This window comes from Chitinophaga sp. 05T412, from assembly GCF_056396465.1.
On record NZ_JBFTLN010000001.1, the window covers coordinates 693,338 to 712,380 of the forward strand.

Here is a 19,043-nt window from a genome sequence, read left to right on the forward strand (position 1 = left end):
TTTTGTACCTTGCACAAAAAATTCATCTCATGGGTATTGTTCTTATCACAGGTGCAACTGCCGGATTTGGCCAGGCATGTGCCACTACGTATGCCAGTAAAGGTTATGATGTGATTATCACCGGACGGCGGAAAGAAAGACTGGATGCACTCCAGACACAGCTCACCCAGGAATTTGGGGTGAATGTGCTGGCGTTGAATTTTGATGTAAGAGATGAGGCAGCTGTTAAAACGGTATTAGGTAACATTCCGGAAGAATGGCAAAAGATTGATATCCTTGTCAACAATGCGGGTCTCGCGGCTGGTTTAAGTACCATCGACGAAGGCAGCACCGACGATTGGAATGCCATGATTGACACCAATGTAAAAGGACTGCTGTATGTGTCGCGCACGGTGATTCCGTGGATGCGTTCCCGTACTACCGGCCATATCGTAAATATAGGCTCTACAGCGGCCAAACTGGTTTACGCCAAAGGTAATGTGTACTGTGCCACCAAAGCGGCCGTAGATGCTATTACACAGGGGATGCGGATTGATTTGTTGCCCTATCGTATCAAAGTAACAGCGGTTCATCCCGGTGCAGCGGAAACAGAGTTCTCTCTGGTAAGATTTAAAGGAGATGAAGACAAGGCCAAAGACGTATATAAAGGCTTTATCCCGTTAAGCGCGCAGGATGTAGCAGACGTAGTACTTTACTGCACATCCCTGCCACCCCATGTTTGTATTAATGATTTGGTAATGACGCCTTTGCAACAAGCCAACGCATATTACATAGATAAAAAATAACACATAGATGTGATTTTATGTTTTAGTATAAATTTTTATATTTGGAAACATTTATATATCTCTTGACTATTTACCCGGTGTCTGCAAGAGATCTATGCCAATGCAACTAAACTAACTGTCTATCCTAAACATGAAACCATATCCCTATGCTTACATTTATCACTATGTACTTGCTACGTCTGTACTATCCAACATGGAGAGAAGGATGGCGCCTTTATTTCGGTAATTCCCGGAGAGGCAATTATGGCCGCTGGGCATCGCGGAAAGACTGGACCGGAGACAAAGGCTATTCATTGGGCTACAGCTGAGACTTTTTTTTGATTTGGGATGTAGATTTTTTCAGGTAATTACATTTGCTGAAAATCATCTACATCCCAAATTTATTTTTAGGCTATAATGCTATCCTGTTCACTACTACTTCACTCCTGTTGCCGTTTCGCCGCTTATAGGCCAGCAACGCCTTATCTTCCTTCAAAGCACTGATCACCGGGAAATTAGCATAGCTACTATCTGTTGTAAAAAAGCCTGTTTGTTTTGTTTGGCCTTCGGCCGATTTATACTGAAAGCCTATTCTGCTGTTAAAATCATTTTTCCATTTCACCGGCTCGTCCCATACCACCATTACCTGGTCGTTCACGGTAGTCATTTGCGGATGCTTCGCCATAGGGGCCTTGCTGAGAGATTCCTTTTGCGTATAGGTGTTGCCGTTATCCACAGAGCGGCAATAAAAGGCGCCCTGTCCCCCGCCCATGGTAAACCAGGCAAAGTGCAGGCCGGTACTGTTAGCGGTCAGTGTGGGGCCTGTATGCGGGCAACCATTCACTACCCAGTTATCAGCACTGATGCGCACCGGTGCAGAAAAAGATTTACCGCCATCCGTAGATACCTGGTGTACCATGTCCCGGATAGAATCATTGATAATATCGCGGTAAGCGAGGTGAATGTTACCATTATCAGCTACATACATCCGCGTGCGGCAACACTGGCAAATAGTAGTAGCAACCGGCTTTGCCTCCTGGAACCCATTTTGCCCGCTTGTTACTGAGAAATAAAGCGTGGAGCCTTCTTCACTAGTTTGCTTCCGGTTATCCAGCCAAACTGCCGCAGCCTCTCCGCCGGGCAACAACGCCATATCGAAATAACGCTGGTCATAGCCGGCCGTATCTGTTACCAGCGGCAACGCGGCCTGCCAGGTTTTACCGTTATCAAACGACTGTGTATACATCACTTTTCCGGCATACTTATTACGCGGATCATTGGCTTCTACGCCAAACATCGCGATCACATTACCTCCCGGCTTAAACAACAGCTTAGGGAGGTTTTCATCATGCGGAAAAACACCGGTGGTAGTAGGAATAACTACAGGTGCAGAAAACGTATGTCCGTTATCGTTAGACACTGCATAATATATCAACCCCGTATCTGCACTACTATCTTTCTCTACCCAACTGATTACCGGATGGCCTTCAGTATCCCTTGTTACATAAGGACAGGAACCATCCCGGCCCGCGTGAGAGATCACCACTGCCGTTTCTGGCTGTACATCACTACGATGACAGGACCAGATGGTTAATAGTATTAGCGTAGTTACCAATAATTTCATGACGTTAATTTTTTCCTGTAAATGTATAAGCCACTCCAAAGTTGAATGTTTGCCGTGGGCCTACGCGATACGTTTTTCCGTAAGCAGATTTCTCTGCTGTAGTAGCATACAGCTGGTCTCCTATGTTCATGCAGTTCAACCAACATTCAAATCCTTTAAATGCATATCCGGCACGGGCATTAAACAAATCATATCCATTGTATACCGATGTATTAGCGGCATCCATAAAGTATTTACTGATATGCTGCCATTCCGCGCCAATCCTGAAGCCTTTCAGCACAGCGGGCTTCCAGGTAATTTCAGTATTAGTGATCCATTTAGGCGCACCATTCATCTGGTTATCAGTATATACTTTATTTCCATCTGCATAGGCTTTGAAAATATGCTCTGCATACGTACCGCTGGTTCGTATCAGCAAACTGGTTACCGGTGCGTACTTTATGTTCCACTCCACGCCACTATGTGTGGTGGCGCCGGTATTCCTGTTTTCATACATCCCATCAGCATTTCTCACGCTGATGATTTCATTAGTGCCATTCATACGATACACACTCAGGTCAGCATAGCCTTTGTGATTAGCAAAACCAAACCAGCCGCCCGCTTCATAGTTTTGATAGGTAGCCGATTTCAGCACCGGTACTTTTACACCAGTATATAATTCTGAAATATTAGGCGGCGCAAATCCTACGCTATAATTGGCGTACAAGCCACGGCTATTACCGAGATTATACGTAAGCCCCAGTTTGGGTGTGAGGGCATTGAAGTTATTCCGCTCGCTGGGAGCGCCTGTGTACGCCGAAGGTGTTAAATGATTCTGGAAATTATAGTCCATCCGGTCATAGCGCAAAGCTGCTACCACCCTCATATTCAAAATAGGAGAAAATTCAAATTGCGTATAGGCGGCACTGTTAAGTAATCCTACCCGGTAGTCTGTGAGTACGGAATCAGTTTGTCGATAACTGGCATAGTAGCCTGCCGCATCTTTCGTAATAGCTATATAATTAGCGATATAGGTAGCAGGGCTGTAATCTGCACTCACCCCGGCTATCAGGGCTGCATCTTTCCAATGAAACTGTTTCTTATGCTGCACAATGATGCCATAACTGTTGAACCCATCGCTGTTGATTTGCCCATCTGCCTTCTGTGTTCCTCTTACATCTCTGATGGCATAAAAGGGATTTTGCCCGATAGTATTATTACGGAAGAAGGCAGTAAATGTAGTATGGCTGCTGCTGCTCCAGTCGTGCTCCATAGTGCTGCGAACGCGTAGTGCTTTCACTTCCCGGTAGGTAAACGTCTGAAAATTACGATAGTCTTTAGCGAAGAAATGCGTGCTGTCCAATCCGCCGGTTTGATCCGTTTTATAATTAATCAGCGTGGCGGCATTGGTCCATTTTGTTTTTTCATTGATCTGGTAGTCTACCTTCGCAGTGAGCGCCAGCTTATGAAAGTCGCTGTGATCCATGTATCCATGGCTTTGATTGGCGTAGTAACCACTCACGGCAAATCCTACTTTCTTCACGGTATTGGATACACTGAAATCAGTACGCTTGTAGCCCCAATTGCTCCCTTCCAACAATACTTTTGCAGTAGGTACCAACGTAGGTGAGGCGGTAATAAAATTCACGGCGCCGCCAACTGCTTCACTGCCATATAAAGAAGAAGCAGGACCACGAATCACTTCAATATTCCTCAGCGCCGCCATATTAATTTCAATGAGCGCATTATGATTGAAGTCACCGATGGTTCTGATAGGTATCCCATCTTCCAGATACAAAAACAAACTTTTGTAGCCAATAGGCTGACGGATGGCCATGGTATGCTGTTCATTACCCAGATCCACCATATACACACCGCTGACCTTATTTAATACCTGGTCCAACTGGGTGGCTTTGGTATCACTTAATGTTTGAGCCGAAATAGTACTGATAGCTACCGGCACTTCGGTGCGCTCCTGCTTATCTCTTGATGTAGAAACCACAATTTCATTGAGGTTGGTAGACCGTTGCTGCAGATAAATCACCGGCATATGCGCCACTTCTGTAGCGGCTATTTGCCGGGTAATATAACCGATATAAGATATTTCTATAGAGTCAGTGCTGGCGGCAGCCAATTCGTACTTTCCCTGGGCATTGGTATGACAGCCCGCTGTTACATGCAGCAGTCTTACATTCACGCCAGGTAAAGCTTCTTTGGTTTGCACATCCGCCACACGCCCATGTAATTGCTGTGCATTACTGCTATACGCAGCCATACACGCAATGATGAGTAAACAACATTGTTTCATGTAGTAGAATGGTTTCCTGTTCGCTGTTCGCAAACAGTGTTAGTCAGGTATATAAAGAAAATGTCAGGAAACTACTGACTGGGGAGGGTGAAAAACGGAAGATAGGGAAGAATTTGGGCAGGGGTCCTTATAAAAAGAAGTAAAAGTAACCTGGTTGGGCAGTGGTGCGGTATGATACGCCTGCAGCGCTTCTACAAACATCACCTCGTATTTATCCTTGCTGCTGCTATTGTTGCGGTCTTGCTCAGCATCGCGGTTCAGTTCCTTTTTAAGGTGGCAACGACCGTTACAGTGCATTTGTGGCTTATCCTTATTTTCACAAAGTGTACTGGCAATATACGACTGGTTCACCGCAAACTGCATGACAATAAGGCTTTTGCTGAAATTCTGCAGCAACAACCCCATAAATATGCATATGATCGCGAACCCTTTCACGCCGCAAACCTAGGAAATAATTACGAATTACGCAGTACGAATTACGGGACTTGTATATAGATATTCGTGAATATTGGCTACTGTATTCACTATCTATATGCAAGTCCCGTTATACATTATTTTTCATTACTGCTACTGCGACAACACAAACCTGAACGTAATACCTCCACTGGTACTGGTAATCGGGTACGAAGTAGAGATCACTGGTATGGTTTGTCTCCTGTCGTAGAAGAAGCGAAGATTCAACCGGTTATTCACCACATAATCGATAGACGGCGATATACCGATTACTTTCTGTCCGCTGGTTGGAATAGAGAGGTCGGCATCTAACCGGTTATTGGCTGTTTTATCATCTCGGAAGCTCAGGTCCAGCCTGAAGTTCATGTCATTCTGCTGTTTCTTGCCTCCATTTTTGTTGAGCGAGAACGGCAATTGTACACCTCTTACACGATAACCTGCGCCAATAATAATTTCACTGGAACGTACTTCAGTTAATTGATAATCAATGAGACTCAAGCTGAGAGAGCGACTTTTCCTGAACTCTACCCGCGCATTCATGCTATTCACAAAGGTGAGATCCACTCCTAACAACGGAGAGAATGACTCGGTCAGCGTGAGGTTAGGCACCAGGAAATACGGGAAGTAGTTGCCGGATACAGTATCTCTGAACGCCGGGAAACCAGTGAGCCGCGGATCTTCAAAGTACATGGACGTATTATAAGAGTTCATGCTGAGTGAACCCGTATACGCATGACGTACGGTGAAGTTGGTCAGGAACGATTTAAACGGCTCCAGCTTGGTCAATCCATTATAAGTAATATTCCAGTTAGGCTTAGGGAAATAATTACTGAAAGGATTGCTTTTCACATTATCATTTCCTTGTTTCAACAGCGCGATCTTATCCGGCGTAGTACCCGTATAAGCGGCGAGAAATGCCGGAATCAACACATCCTGCGCATACCGTGTATAACCATATGCGTAATTAGGATCTTTAGGATCTCCTGCTGGTACGCCCGGGTCCTTATTATAAGGGTTGGCAGCGCCCAATCTTTTTGAAATGGCGTTACGGTAAGATTCAAAGTTGCGGAACGTTTGAGACACGCCATCCGTTGCATTGATTTTACCAAACATCGTTTTGATAGCGATATACGTGATTTCAAAACCACCGGCATCATATGGGCTCAGGTGCTGGAAGTTAGCAGGATCTGTCAGATTTTTGAACAGTTCCGTATGCGTTTTGGTAAACGACTTCGTCATATTGATATCAATACGCAAATCATTCACGGGTTCCAGCTGGGCCTGTAAATCCCATCTTTGTGTAAACTGTTGCTGTGCCTGGATATTAAACAGGGTATCTGGTGTAATGAGTCCTTTCTGGGCAAATTTGTCCAGCCATTTTCTGTCTGGCTGATAACCAAATACGAAGTTAAGGCCCGGCGCCATAGTAGCCCAGTTCATACCTATAATCTTGGTACTGTCGATGTAACCAGGTAAGCGGGTACCCGCGTTTTCGTTGTAGTTAAACCCAATCCGTTTCAACATCATCAGTGTTTTCAGTGCTCCTTTCACCCATGGATTTATTTCATCCTGGGCAGCCTGATTCTGTTGATTAGCGGCTGTTTTATTGTTTTGGTTATTGTTGTTATTCGGTGATTTACGGGTATTGATCTGTCGCAGGAACTTCGACTTATTATACAACTCCACAAATTTGAATTCTGCTGTCAGCGTTTTCTGCTGAGAGTTTTCTATGGCATTACCAAGGTACAATGCCAGCTGCGAAGCGCCTGTCCACCGGTATTCCGTGCTATACGCAAACGACACATTGGTCCAGTTCAGCGCCGGGAACTTGGAGGTAGGCAGCGTATAGGTGAAGTTGGCGTTGTGCATGTAATTGGTATTACGTCCGCCTTTGAAGAAATTCCGGCGTACGGTATCTTTCTTCGCGGCATCGTTAATACGGCCGTTAGGCTCATCTATACGTGCATTATTTACAGCGTTGAACTCAAAGTTTATGCTCCGCGTCAGATCCCATTTCACGGTATAATAACGGTCGAACGTAAAGTATTTATTATAAGTTTCCGGCAACTGGTATTTCACATCACCGCCCACATTACGTACCCGCGTGACGCCAAACTGCCTGGATATATCTGCCCGGAAGCTCAGGATAGATGGTACATAGTTAATATTAAAGTCGCGGATCAGATCCAGCCAATGTGTTTTGGATTTGATCAGTTTTTTAAACGGTTCCAGATAATGTGGTTGCCCCGCATAGTTGTACCCAAGGCCTCCCCGATGTTTCGTGAGCTGGTCATTTAGAATCAGCGGATTATGCCGTAGAATTTGCGAGAAGGAATAACTGAGATCAAAGTTTTCTATATCCCACAGATGTCGTTTACCGCCACCTCCCAGGTTTAATTTTCGGACGTTAGTAAAGTTCAGACTCTTGATAGAGGTGAAGTCCTGCGCATTTTTCCGTATTGAATCCTTTTCCTGGCGACTTCGGGCCAACGCCATTTTATCTTTCAGTTTGATATCCAGGTCATAAGGATCATATTCCGGATTGCTGGCCGACTGTGAGTAACCGGCATATACAGGAATGGAAATCGCTAACTTTTTAGGCAGCAGTTTTCCAAGATCCAGGTTAGCGGCTGCGTCGTATTGCAGGAAGTTATCTCTGAATCGTTCATTCACACGCTGATCAATATTTCCGAAACCGGCGGTATGCATATTACCCGAAACGGAAATAGTACCTAAATCAGAAAGTTGTACATCCACCCTGGCCAGTGCGGCATATCCACCTTTTTCGTCAAAGTCAGCAAGGCGTAATTCATCCAGCCATACTTCAGCACAATGTGGTTGTCCGTCATCTTTCGGGTTGAGGATACCGATCATCATGGTGCGGGCATCTCCTAAGCTAGGATTACCCACTACCGACATAAAGTTACCATACTGGTCAGCTACCGGATTTTGTGGATAAGGTAACAGTGGCGTACAGGAGTCGCACATATTACGTTTCTGTTTCAGCGCACTGAGTTGTGCCATTACCAGGTCCATGTTATTGCGTTCCGGCCAGATGTCCAGCGCTGTTTTAGGACCGTTCCAATCCGTTACTTTCAGCGGAATGCGATATTCATAATAGTTGCTGACAAAGTCGCTACCAATACGGATCACGGCCTGCATCTGTCCGTCTTTCAGTGCAGTAGCAGCACCTACTGCCTCTGCGTGGATATACATCTGCAGCTTTTTATACTGACGCAGATCCATGTTCAGCGTTTTATACAACGCGCGGATTTCACCGTCTTTCAGGTTACATACCTGTACCGACAAAGACTGCTCATTCAGCTGCAGTGTAGTATTGTTAGTGCTGATGGTATTTTGTCTTACTACTCCCGGAGGCAACACGTAAGGAATAGGTGAGCGGGAGGAGTTTTCTTCAATATTTACAGCAGAAGAATTAAAGGTAGTGGAGTTATCCAACGGAATAGGATCACCCGGACGCAGCTCATACATATAACGGCGCCATTGGTTACGTACCAGTTCCAGTTTGGCAAAACGCACCACAATTGAATCCGTAAAACCGGTCAGGAACATACGCATGAAGCGAATGGACTTAAAGTCGGGGATGTTACCCACTTTAGCGTTGAACTGGTTCAGCGGTACTTTAAACTGGTACCAGGTTTCTGTGGTTTTCTGGTTATTCGGTAAGGTTACATCTGCCTCTATCTTATCCACAATAAAGTTGGAACCTACCTGCATATTAGGTTTGAGGTCTACCCGATATTGGAAATATTCTTCTGTTTCATTCATGGTATTATCCCTGTTCAGATCTTCTGACTCAGGAATATTGGTAGCAGCAGAAGAAAATACTGATTTAGGATCAGATACAGGCGAGTTACCTTCCGGGTTGCTATAATTTTTATAGCGTTGCAGAATGTTCATCCCATTATATGCCGGATCGCGATAATGTTTGTAGTCGTCATTGGATGGATCTTTCACCGCCTGATTATATACGGGGCTACCACCGAAATTCATCCGGAGTGTATCCATATACGTTTTATAGAAAGCTGCTTCGTCCTGTGATTTCAAACCATCGTACCCTACGTCCTGGTAGCTGCGGATGTTAGGATCATTGTCGAATGCCTGGGTAATCTGCTGCTGGAATTTAGGTAAGCGGCCCCATTTGGAGGAGTCGATCTTATTGGGGTCCTGGTTCGGATCTGGCATACCGTTCTCAAAGAATTTCTTGGAATCTTTGAGGATATCTTCTGATACGTTACCAAGGTTAAAGTACATGGAACCACCGGAGCTGTTAGGCTGTTTGATGAATGGGTCCTGTATCCAGAACTCAATATATTCGATGTTGGCGGTTTCAAAGTCACTGTTATCAATGGCTCTCATGATACCACCCCAGCGGGTTTGTGGCCGGGCCAGTAATCCGTTGCCATTCATCATCATCGGATTGCTGGTAAAGTTATAAGGACCTCTTTCTGTAGGATAATAGGCCAGGTCAAGCGTGCTTAACTGGCTTTGTCCGAAATCGGTAGAACGATTCTTGAATACTTCTTTTTGATATACTAACCTGGAGCGGGGGTCCGACTGGTCATCGATGCTAATACCATTTGGCAGGTTCGGTGATTTCGGTAGCTGCAAGGTAGGTTCAATGATATACCAGGCCAATTTCGCCCTGTTTTTTCCGTAATCCAGCACATTATTCAATTCTGCTTCCGGGAACATGACTCTGCCGGTAGCATCAGTAGCGCCCTTTGGTGTAGATGCCAGCGCCCAGCTGGTAGCCGGGAATTTCAGGTCATACCCACTTTTCACCCCTTCAAAGTCATCGATATAAGCCGTTCCCTGCTTACTGCCGGGTTGATTCACCAGCTTACTGTGGCCTGGGAACAAGCGGGCTACCTCACCGGTAAATAATATACTGGCCGGAGAAGTACTCGTATAGTTAGGCAATTTATCCAGGAAGCGATTCAGCCCTTTCCATTCGGAAGCATAGTTCGCATCCAGTCCTACCATGGTATTTTTGATCGGATCTTCCCCATAATTCACTTTTTGGTAGTAGGGGCGTTCACTCATGCGCACGATGGTACCTCCTAAACTCAATTTATCGTTGACCATATAATCGAGTCGGGTACCGAAATAATTACGGACCTGCTGCCCGAAGAGGGAGTTATTTTCAAACTGTACATTAATAGGTACGCCGGAATTCAATACGCCGCCGTTAATAATTTTCAGTCGGCCCAGATTATAGTCAATGATATAATCCACATTTTCCCTGAGTTGCTGGCCGCCGGCGGTCACCGTAACGGAACCTGGCGGGATGGTAGTACCGGAGCCCAGGTTAATTTCCGAGGAGCTGGCTGATTTATAGGAACCCCTTATCACGTACCGGTTGAGTTGTGGAAACTGTTGTGCCACTACTTTAATGGAGTCATATAGTACGTTGTAGAGATATTGTTTTTCCAGTGTTGCGTCTCCGCCGAAAGCTTTTTTCAGTCCTCCGGAGAATGGTTCCAGCGTAGGGAACATGATTTTACCGGTGAGGGAATTAATCGTGTAGCCTTCCACGTAATCGAATACGCCATCGGGTTGTGGATCTAGCTGGTTATTTAAGCGGTCCAGTCCCAGGATGGTGATAATAGGCGCCCCGGCGTAATCTCCTTTTGCATCCGGGATATAGCGTTTATCGCTGGGTGGGCGGCCTTCTGCGCCGGGATCTTTATAATATACGTCCATGCGGAAGTCTTCCTTATTTACCTGGAAGGCGCCGGTGGCGTAAATATTTTTCATCATCAGGTGCCAGATCGGCAAGGTAGGGCGGGCGGATGTAGCCTTCAATAATTTAAGGAACAACACGGGCTGGTTGGCGCTGTTGTTCTGGTCTGGTGGTACATCCTGCGAAAATTCACCCACCTGGTATACCCTACCGTTGTAGGTGTACTGGTAAGCCACTGCCAGTACCTCATCGGCCTGTAATTGTTGATTTAGGGAGATGAAACCCAGTTGTTTGTTAAAGGTATATTCGGTAGAATCGAGTTTGCGGGCGAATGTTTTTTCAAATTCAGAAACCGGTTGCAGGCCCAGGGCGAGCAATCGGCTGACGACCGTTCCCGTATTTCGGCTCATCGGGTCCCGGATCAAATTGGAATAGAGGTCGTTCGTTCCTCTGTCCGGGAGTTTGGAGGTGGTATTAACGTGAATCGCCGTTTTATTAAAAGGGTTTTGTTCTGCCAGATCCATCAAACCCACGATATCACGCGTTTGCGTGGTAGCCCCGGTTTTGTTGGTCACCCATACTTCTATGCGGGTAATATTGGAAAGTGACCGGATCACGGGCAGGTTTGCCATGGCATAGTTGAACGTATCCCGGAAATACTGCGCCAGGAGGAAGTGGCGGTTATCTTCATACTCATCTGCGCGGAGGTTGTAGTCCTGTACCTGGGTACCGCCTTTGAGCATGAGGTTTTGCTTCTGTGATTTCTGGTTAGAGAGTACGCTGGTAACGGTTAAGCGTCCAAACTGTAATTGGGTTTTGACGCCGAAAAGGGATTGTATCCCGGAAATGAGGGAGCTACGCAGGGGGAAGCTCACGTTACCTGCTTCTATTTTCTTGATAATTTCGTCCGGATAGCCGGTGTATTCGAGTTTTACCTGGTTTTCAAAATCAAACTGCGATTGGGTATTGTAGTTGGTGATCAGTTTCAGTTTATCGCCAATTTTACCGACTACGTTCATATTGATGCCCATATCAAAATTGAATCCGCCGTTTTTTCTGGCTTGTTCCACCAGTACGGGGTTTTTGATATTCTGGCCCTGGTAACCGAAAGTGAGGTCCAGGCTACCTTGGGGGCGTATATCTACTTTGCTGCCACCAAAAAGGCGATCGAAAAGATTGTTACCATTATACAGGGCGGGGCCGTTGCTGCGTTGGTTGAGGTTACCGAGGGCGCTGGCTCTTTTTTGCCAGTAATCCTGTTCGCTCTGTTTGGATTGTAATTGATAGAACTCGTTGAAGTTCATGTAAGTAGGGTTACGATAATACTGGTTACCGATTTTTTCGGTAACAGTATATTGTTTCGTAACGGGATCGTATTCTACTGTTTTGTTGATGTTTGCAGGGTCTTTCAGATCAATACCTCCTCTGGACGTCGGATCCGTTAAAATGGGGCCGCGTCTGTCCTTAAGGGGGTATTTCAAGGTATCTTGTTTTCCGGTAGTATCGACTTTGGTTTGCCCTGTAATGGTGGTATCCGGCTTCCATCTCTTTCTCGATAACTTCAGATTCCCAGAACGATCCCTAGCGGCAGTGTCAACAATGATAAAGGATACAATTGCCATCACGGCAAAAGCACCATAGTATGTTTTTCTTGCCAAGAAAAATAGGTTTTTATAGAGGATTTTATGTATTTATTATAAACTTTTCAGGGCTTTCTTGATGAGCTCTTCCAAGTTTTGCAATAGTGGCTCATTTTTCATAACTCTCTGAATCGCCGATTCTGCCATGTTCCGGGCTATGCCTAGAGTTATCAGAGCATTTAACGCATCTTCGTGCATTGTATTGTTTACAGTTGCAGATAAATGTGTACCGGTGTCCTTGTGTTTCGCAATTTTATCTTTCAGTTCCAGTATAATTCTTTTGGCTGTTTTAGCGCCGATTCCCTTCACGCTTTCGAGCATCCGCTCATTCTCCATCATAATAGCCCGTTGTACATCTTCTGGTTGCAAAGAGGACAACATCATGCGGGCGGTACTGGCTCCTACACCTGAAACACTGATTAGCAGTAAAAATAGACTTCTTTCTGCTTCCTCAAAAAAGCCATATAAAGTATGTGCATCTTCTTTGATCTGGAGGAAGGTTAACAATTTGCAACTTTCCAAATTCTGTATCCGCGAATAGGTATTGAGACTGATCTGTACTTCATAACCGATTCCATTCACATCCAGATGAACAAGAGCTGGTGACTTATATGCCAATTTTCCATTCAGATAAGCTATCATACAAGGTAAAGGTTCAGTAATTTAATTAAACTTTCGGAAATAGATTAATAATGTATTTGAGTAGACCGCGGCAAAGATGCTAACTTTTAACGGATTGGCAATCCTTAAAGTTCGTCATATTCGACTTTTTTAGGAAATATACGTTTATATCGTATTTTTACGCCTCGTTTTAAACACATATTTAGTTTATATGAATAAAATAACGGCCGCCATAACAGCGGTGGGTGGGTATGTTCCGGACTACGTGCTAACCAACCAGGAATTAGAAAAATTAGTAGATACAACTAACGACTGGATAATAACCCGGACGGGCATCTCGGAGAGAAGGATCTTGAAAGGAGAAGGGAAAGGAACCTCTGATCTGTGTGTACCGGTGGCTCTCGAAATATGCAAAAAGAGAGGTATTTCTCCGGAAGAAATTGATTTATTAATTGTGGCCACAGTTACCCCGGATATGACATTTCCGGCTACTGCCAACGTGGTAACCGATAAAATCGGTGCTACTAATGCATTTGGCTTTGATATCAGTGCCGCTTGCTCCGGCTTCTTATATGCACTCGACACCGGTGCCCGCTTCATTGAAAGTGGCCGTTATCAGAAGGTAATGGTCATTGGCGCCGACAAAATGAGCTCTATCATTGACTATACCGACAGGACTACCTGCATCATTTTTGGTGATGGCGCCGGCGGCGTACTGCTGGAAGCCAATACAGAAGGGTATGGCCTGGTTGACAGCATCCTGAAAAGCGATGGCCATGGCCGTGAGTACCTCCACATGAAGGCAGGTGGCTCCGTGAAACCAGCTACCATTGAAAGCGTAAACGCCCGCGAACACTATGTATACCAGGAAGGTAAAATGGTGTTCAAATATGCCGTATCCAATATGGCCGGCGCTGCGAAAGATATCATGGAACGTAATAAACTGACTGCCGACGATATTGCATGGCTGGTACCTCACCAGGCCAACAAACGCATCATTGGCGCTACTTCCCAGTATATCAATGTACCAGATGAAAAAGTAATGATGAATATTCACCGCTATGGTAACACTACCGCCGGTACTATTCCATTATGCCTCTGGGACTACGAAAAACATCTCAAAAAAGGCGACAACATCATGATGGCAGCCTTTGGTGGTGGATTTACCTGGGGCGCCAACTATATTCGCTGGGCTTACGATGGCGAACAATATGGCAAAAAATAAAAAATAGCATTTCCGGATACCTGTACCTCGTTTCAACATATCTACCAGATACAGGTATCCGGCATCTATATTATGCTTTCCAGGTACCTAAAAATACCAGGAACTTACCTTCGCTTTCTGTTACCTGTAGCCCTCCCCTCATTTTATCGGTAAAATCTTGTGTAATCGCATAACTGACCGCATACATATCCTGCTGCCAGTCGGATAATCCTTTTACAATAGCCACCGCGTCACTCCCTGTTTCTGTAATCATACGGCTATACACCAACCCCTCACTTTCCCAGGCCGATATAATAATCAAACTCCCTGGCTGCGCATAATGTACGGATAACCGCAATAAATGCAGCTGCACCGTTCGCAGCATATCCACGTCCGCCGGCAACATCATATCTTCCGGTATCAGGTTCACCATCACCAGCCCCTTTTCCGCCACCACCCCATTAGCCTGCTTCAATGCTACTTCCATGGTATCATACAGGTTGCACCCCACTGGCTTATACACAAAACCCGCCAGCTGCAACCGTATCCATTTCAGGATGTTATCAAAAACAGCCAACGTACTTCCGGAAACATCCGCGATCTTTTTTATCAAAATAGCCAGGGTGCCAGGGTCATCTTCATAATCCTTTAACCGGCCAGCCACATTGGAAATATAATACAGGGGCGCCCGGAAATCGTGGGCTATAATGGTAATCAGTTTATTCTTAAACTCATCATTAGCCCGCAATGCCACACTTTTCAGGGAAATATCCGCATAACTATTGGCCAGCTGCTGCTCTTGTTCCTGGGAAGCCACATACTGACGATAGCGGCTGAAAAGCAATACAAACAACAATATCACAATGATGAATAATCCTATCATCACAAATTGACTCTGTTGTTTTTTGATCCTTCTGACCTCCAGCTCCTGTTGCTGCTTCAACACACTTTGTGTTAACTGTTGCAGTGCCTGTTCTTTCAGAAAGTAATCGATGTAATTAATCTTGTATCCACCCGACAAATAACGGCCTTGCCCTGCCATGCGCATAATTTCTTTGCTATAATAACTTACCTTCTCTTTATCCTGCTGCTGATAGTAATAATCGTATAAACCCGCTACCATAGGAAGATTCAGTTCGATACAACCCGCCTGCTTCGCCAGCTTATAAGAAAGTTCCCGATAGTAAGTAATGTCCAGTTTATAACCCATGTCCGCGTACGCCTCCAGCCGGTTATATATCTCCATGGCTACATATGGCAATCCTCTTTTTAATGCATTTTCGGCCAGGGCATTGATTTTCGCTTCGGCTTCCCTGCCTCTGCCACGCATCACCAGTGTATCTGCACAAAAAGCATCTACATACAAGCCTATCCTTCCGCGGGGATATTTATCCGCAATCTGCCTGGCCTTATGCCAGGCCCATTGTACGGAATCCTTACGGGTAGTATCCCCATAGAAACGCATCGCATAATTCACCAGCAATAAGCTATAGATAGAATCGGCGGAGGCGGGCAAACGTGTAGCCATATGAAAGGCGTCGTAAAAATAATTGTTGGCTTCCACTGGCCGGCCCATGTTGCGGTAATAGAGATATAGGTTACTCAACGTGCCGCAAATACGCGCACTGTCCGACAATGCTTTATGCAGCTGCAAAGCCCTATATCCATAGATACCGGCAATATTAAAATCCGTCCTCAACGCATACACGAAGCTGATCACATCATAGGCGTCGGCCATCCCGTTTTTATCCTGCAACCTGTTCGCTATTTCCAGTTCTTTTGAGGCATAGTGAAAACAGCTGTCCAGGTTAATCATCATATACAGCGTACCTATTTTTCCCAGCGTTAATACATACTGGCTGCTGTCGCGCTGATCATGCAGTTCCTGCATCAACTCCGGCAACTGCGGACTTTGCGCACGGACATTGTCTGCCGCGCACAACAAGACTATAGCCAGGCAAATGCTGCTGATCCATTGTATATAACGTATACCGCTAATCGTTTTTCCCATTACTTAGTTGCTACCCCTGTCAATGATTTCCGGGAGCCGGTAATAAAAAGTACTCCCGCGTTGTTCATTATTATACGCATTTATTTCCCCATTCATTTTATCCATAAAGTCTTTACAAATAATCAATGCCAGACCAGCCCCTTTGCCGGACCGTTCCTGCTCATATGCTTTACTGCTCCAGGCAAATAGCGATGGCAATACAACGGCATCTATACCTGGTCCTTCATCCATAAATGAAACGGTGAGTCCTCCATTTTTTCGTATAGCCTTTATAGTGATAGATCCATTCTCCGGAGAAAATTTAATGGCATTGTGCAAAAAGTTTCGATGAATGAATTGTAGCATTTCAAAGTCTGCCAGCACGGTAGTTTCCGGCGGAATATCTACGACCAGTTGCAGCTTTTTTTCTGTTAACAAGTGCTGCAGGTTCCGGGTGGTGGCGTCAATCATATCTGCCAGCCGCCAGGCTTCGGGGCGATAAACGAAGCCGGATAACTGCGTGCGTATCCATCTTAATATTTCTTCAAATACGCTCAGGGTATTGGAAGCTGTTTTTTCCACTTCCAGGATCATGTCTGCCGCTTCTGTCACCGTTAATGCTTTATCATCTATAAACCCGGTAATATTCACAATGTTGTGCAGTGGTGTACGAAAATCATGTGCAATCATGGAAATCAGCTTGTTCTTAAAATCATCGTTATCCTGCAGCGCTTTATTGCCTTTACGAATTTCATCCTGCAAACTGGCCATGCGGGTCCGGTTGATGCGGGAAAGCCGGTAGGCCCGGATATAATACAGTAGTAAAATGGCCAGCAGCAACGCGATGGCGGTAATAATCAACACCTGATAGTACCAGAAATGATTAGCATCTTTAGCATATTCCAGCTGTGTTTGCTGTATCCGGTGCTGCATTTCCAATGAATCCTTGAGTTCATCGCCAAAAGCATAGGCCAGGTAATCAGCTTCCCCGGCCAGCATATCGTCTTGCTGCTGTTGCATGATATGCAGGGCAATACGACTGTAATGCGCCGCCTTCGCCCCATCTTTGCGATGCCCGTACCAGTTGTATAAGGTAGTCACCACTGGCAGCATTAAACCCGTGTATCCACCCGCTACCGCGTAATTCACGGATTGTTGCTGGTAGTGCAGTGAATCCGCCTTCCGTTGCCAGATGCGATACCCCGTTAGCTGTGCGCTGGCATACATGGCTACGTAGTTCAGGCCGGCGCTGTCGGCCGCGTGGATTACTTTCAGGAGCTTATCTTCTGCTTTCTTTATTTCGCCGGCGCGCAAAAATTCATGCGCTTCAAATAATTGCACATACAGCATTCCTAAATGATCCTGGTATTTGTTAGTGAGTGCCACCGCCTGTTTCAGGGCTTTCTGGGCATATTGCAGCGCCGCGGTATCTGCTGCATTCACCAGGTAATAATTTACCAATACCCATGCCCGTAAGGAGTCCAACCCGGATTTCCAGGATACATTTAATGCCCTGTTCATATAGTTTTGGGCAGTAGCATGATCTCCTTCATACTGATAATAGGTGCCTATATTCATCAGGGATATGGCTACGCCCATAGAATCGCCCGCAGCACGGCAAGCCGTGAGGGCATTCTCATAAAACAAAAAAGAAAGATAACGGTGAGGACGCAGGGAATAATAGCGGCCCAATCCCCGCATCGCATCGCGACGGCCTTTGTCGTAATGAATCCTGCCGGCGATGTCATTGGCCGCTTTTGCATAACTGCCGCTGCTGTCCAGCTGCCGGGGAATATACAGTGCTGATAACCTGTTTAAGGCATCCACATACCTCACACTGTCCGTTATCCCGGATAAAGTATGTTTAATTGCTATAATGTCATTATGCTGAGCGCACAATGTTTGTGAGAAGAACAGCAGACAATATAGGCCTGCATGGCGTATCCATACCATAAATGGGAATCAACAGGCCGTAAAATAGTTTTATTTACTATCCTGACTGTCATCCATTTTGTTCATTTTGAACTGTTAGATTTCGAACACCAATCCTTTACGTTTCAGTGCTTCGTACTTCTCAGGATCAAAACGATACAGGTGTGCACCTTTTTTGGAAGAAGTCTTGTCTTTCTCTTCTAACTTTTCCATTACATCGAGCGATAATATCTTCTTACGGAAATTGCGTTTATCAAGGGTTTTCTGATAAATTTCTTCGTAAAGACTTCTCAATTGAGAGAGGGTAAATTTCTCCGGCAACAATTCAAAACCAATGGGGTGAAATTGTGCGTTGTTACGAAGTGCGGCCAGTGCATCTTCAATCATCTTTCCATGATCGAAGATCAACTCCGGAATTTCGTGGAGTTCCAGCCAGTGTGCGCCGTGTTCTCTGGCCAGTGGTTTATCGTGATTTTTAATGCGTATGAGTGCATAATATGCCACTGATATTACCCGGGCGCCGGTATCGCGATTTACATTGCCATAGCAATGCAGCTGGTTCATATAAATATCATCCAGGCCCGTAGTGAGCTCCAGTACATGGGCAGCGGCGTCATCAGTGCTTTCATCTTCCTGTACGAAACCTCCTACCAGCGACCATTCGCCTGCCATGGGGGCCACCTTACGTTGCATGATCAATAACTTCAACCGGCCTTCATCAAAGCCGAAGATGATACAATCAACTGCCACCAGGTGTTTGGGGGCTTTCGCATAAAAAGAAGCAGCATTCATAAAGGAACTTTAAAGGCAGATATATCTGG

General features: G+C 45.4%; 11 protein-coding genes. 4 read left to right on the forward strand and 7 right to left on the reverse strand.

Features of this window, described 5'->3' with window-relative positions; all coding sequences use genetic code 11:
- Positions 1-29: 29 nt before the first annotated feature.
- Positions 30-785, forward strand: a complete 756-nt coding sequence (locus AC1DFM_RS02615; protein ID WP_477075173.1) for an SDR family NAD(P)-dependent oxidoreductase — start codon at positions 30-32, stop codon at positions 783-785.
- Between the two features lie 164 nt (positions 786-949).
- Positions 950-1,093, forward strand: coding sequence for a hypothetical protein (locus AC1DFM_RS02620; protein ID WP_477075174.1), 144 nt, complete (start codon positions 950-952; stop codon positions 1,091-1,093).
- A gap of 83 nt (positions 1,094-1,176) precedes the next feature.
- On the opposite strand, the gene AC1DFM_RS02625 is transcribed toward AC1DFM_RS02620, so the two are convergent.
- A complete protein-coding gene (locus AC1DFM_RS02625; protein ID WP_477075175.1) occupies positions 1,177-2,388 on the reverse strand; it encodes a sialidase family protein in 1,212 nt (403 codons plus the stop codon).
- Between the two features lie 4 nt (positions 2,389-2,392).
- Positions 2,393-4,675, reverse strand: a complete 2,283-nt coding sequence (locus tag AC1DFM_RS02630) for a TonB-dependent receptor domain-containing protein (protein WP_477075176.1) — start codon at positions 4,673-4,675, stop codon at positions 2,393-2,395.
- 171 nt (positions 4,676-4,846) lie between these two features.
- Here AC1DFM_RS02630 and AC1DFM_RS02635 point away from each other — a divergent pair, with 171 nt between their 5' ends.
- Complete coding sequence (locus AC1DFM_RS02635; RefSeq protein ID WP_477075177.1) at positions 4,847-5,170, forward strand: DUF4231 domain-containing protein; 324 nt, start codon at positions 4,847-4,849, stop codon at positions 5,168-5,170.
- A 72-nt stretch (positions 5,171-5,242) separates the two neighbouring features.
- Here AC1DFM_RS02635 and sov read toward each other — a convergent pair whose 3' ends face one another.
- Both sov and ruvA read right to left on the reverse strand, forming a co-directional pair.
- The gene (sov, locus tag AC1DFM_RS02640; protein WP_477075178.1) at positions 5,243-12,493 is read right to left on the reverse strand and encodes a T9SS outer membrane translocon Sov/SprA; all 7,251 of its coding nucleotides are present in this window, start codon (positions 12,491-12,493) and stop codon (positions 5,243-5,245) included.
- Positions 12,494-12,529: 36 nt separating this feature from the next.
- A complete protein-coding gene (gene ruvA / locus AC1DFM_RS02645; RefSeq protein ID WP_477075179.1) occupies positions 12,530-13,117 on the reverse strand; it encodes a Holliday junction branch migration protein RuvA in 588 nt (195 codons plus the stop codon).
- Between the two features lie 190 nt (positions 13,118-13,307).
- On the opposite strand from ruvA, the gene AC1DFM_RS02650 reads away from it, so the two are divergent.
- A complete protein-coding gene (locus AC1DFM_RS02650) occupies positions 13,308-14,321 on the forward strand; it encodes a beta-ketoacyl-ACP synthase III (RefSeq protein WP_477075180.1) in 1,014 nt (337 codons plus the stop codon).
- 70 nt (positions 14,322-14,391) lie between these two features.
- Here the strand turns inward: AC1DFM_RS02650 and AC1DFM_RS02655 are convergent, their stop codons facing one another.
- The 3 genes from AC1DFM_RS02655 to AC1DFM_RS02665 form a co-directional block, all read right to left on the reverse strand.
- A complete protein-coding gene (locus AC1DFM_RS02655; protein WP_477075181.1) occupies positions 14,392-16,311 on the reverse strand; it encodes a sensor histidine kinase in 1,920 nt (639 codons plus the stop codon).
- 3 nt (positions 16,312-16,314) lie between these two features.
- Positions 16,315-18,126, reverse strand: a complete 1,812-nt coding sequence (locus tag AC1DFM_RS02660; RefSeq protein WP_477075182.1) for a sensor histidine kinase — start codon at positions 18,124-18,126, stop codon at positions 16,315-16,317.
- 192 nt (positions 18,127-18,318) lie between these two features.
- Positions 18,319-19,014, reverse strand: a complete 696-nt coding sequence (locus tag AC1DFM_RS02665) for an NUDIX hydrolase (protein WP_477075183.1) — start codon at positions 19,012-19,014, stop codon at positions 18,319-18,321.
- Positions 19,015-19,043 lie beyond the last annotated feature (29 nt).

Bases quoted from the DNA above. Each gene is read 5' to 3' on its own strand.
- AC1DFM_RS02630 (WP_477075176.1), bottom strand. From the start codon at position 4,675: ATGAAACAATGTTGTTTACTCATCATTGCGTGTATGGCTGCGTATAGC.
- AC1DFM_RS02620 (WP_477075174.1), top strand. From the start codon at position 950: ATGTACTTGCTACGTCTGTACTATCCAACATGGAGAGAAGGATGGCGC.
- AC1DFM_RS02625 (WP_477075175.1), bottom strand. From the start codon at position 2,388: ATGAAATTATTGGTAACTACGCTAATACTATTAACCATCTGGTCCTGT.
- AC1DFM_RS02665 (WP_477075183.1), bottom strand. From the start codon at position 19,014: ATGAATGCTGCTTCTTTTTATGCGAAAGCCCCCAAACACCTGGTGGCA.
- AC1DFM_RS02650 (WP_477075180.1), top strand. From the start codon at position 13,308: ATGAATAAAATAACGGCCGCCATAACAGCGGTGGGTGGGTATGTTCCG.
- ruvA (WP_477075179.1), bottom strand. From the start codon at position 13,117: ATGATAGCTTATCTGAATGGAAAATTGGCATATAAGTCACCAGCTCTT.
- AC1DFM_RS02655 (WP_477075181.1), bottom strand. From the start codon at position 16,311: ATGGGAAAAACGATTAGCGGTATACGTTATATACAATGGATCAGCAGC.
- AC1DFM_RS02635 (WP_477075177.1), top strand. From the start codon at position 4,847: ATGATACGCCTGCAGCGCTTCTACAAACATCACCTCGTATTTATCCTT.
- AC1DFM_RS02615 (WP_477075173.1), top strand. From the start codon at position 30: ATGGGTATTGTTCTTATCACAGGTGCAACTGCCGGATTTGGCCAGGCA.